Source organism: Streptococcus sp. 2154 (assembly GCF_013277255.1).
Taxonomy (GTDB): Bacteria; Bacillota; Bacilli; order Lactobacillales; family Streptococcaceae; genus Streptococcus; species Streptococcus pseudopneumoniae.
In genome coordinates this window covers 1-985 of record NZ_VMMK01000096.1, presented here as the reverse complement: position 1 = coordinate 985, position 985 = coordinate 1, and the positions used below count along the sequence as shown (strand labels likewise).

The 985-nt window shown below is 37.9% G+C and carries 1 protein-coding gene; it reads right to left on the bottom strand.

The features are described 5' to 3' along the window. Nucleotides 1–375: 375 nt before the first annotated feature. Nucleotides 376–636: a hypothetical protein gene (locus HT693_RS11560; RefSeq protein ID WP_120007924.1), complete on the bottom strand. Its 261-nt coding sequence runs from the start codon at nt 634–636 to the stop codon at nt 376–378. Nucleotides 637–985 lie beyond the last annotated feature (349 nt).

Sequence of the window (985 nt, the reverse complement as noted above, 5' to 3'; positions counted from 1 at the left end):
GAGATTGTGGAATCTCTACAGGAACAATAGGTTGTGGCATTAAAATATCCTCCAATAGTTTTACTTTACTAATAGTATACAGGAGGTCTTCCATGAATGATAGATACCTTGTTATGACGCGCTTACAAATGTCCTAAATCAATTGTCTATTTTATCTCTATTAGCCCAGTGATGGCGTCACTCTGTTATAGTAGATTGAAGCTAGAATAGTACACCTTTACTTCTAAAACATTGTTAGAAATTGATTTGACTGTCCTGATCAATTTGTCCTATTCTTTATTTCATTTGTAACCGCCCAATAACGAAGTATATTGAAAAATCTCCAGATTAGTGAACTTACGGATAGTTCCTAATCTGGAGACTTTTAATATGTTATTAGGCGTTTGCTTTCAACTTAGCAATAACCTCTTTAAGATTATCAATCAACTCTGCTTCAGTATGCTCAGAGCCTTTTTCATCTGCTAAGAAAGAAACTGCATTTTGAAGTTCTTCTTGAGACTTTTTAAGGACATCCTTATCCACTGTTTCAAGGTTTAAGTTCTTAAGAAGTTTACTTAATTCCTTGGTTAATTTCTCGAGTTCTGATTCTTTATTACGACGAGCTAGGAGGAAAAAGAGGAGACCTAATAGAACCAGTATACTTGCCACAATAGCTCCTACTGAGATTTGAGTTTGGGCTACAGGCTTATCTGCTTCTGGTGCTGCCTCAGAAACTTTTTGTTCTCCAGCCTTCGTTGCTGACTGGCTTTCCTTAATGGACTCTAGGGAAGCAATGGCATCTTTGACTGTTTGCAAGATATGGCGCAACCCTTGCTCTGTCAAACTGTCATCTGCAAGAGCTTTCTTAGCCTCTGCCAAAACCAGACGTGCTGAATCTGTGGTAGGATTCGATACACCTGTCAATGATCTCAAAAGATTTTCTAAGGTTTGAGTCTGCTTACTTAGTTCTGACTTGTCTAAAGTTTCCTTATCAAGGGCAGCTTGT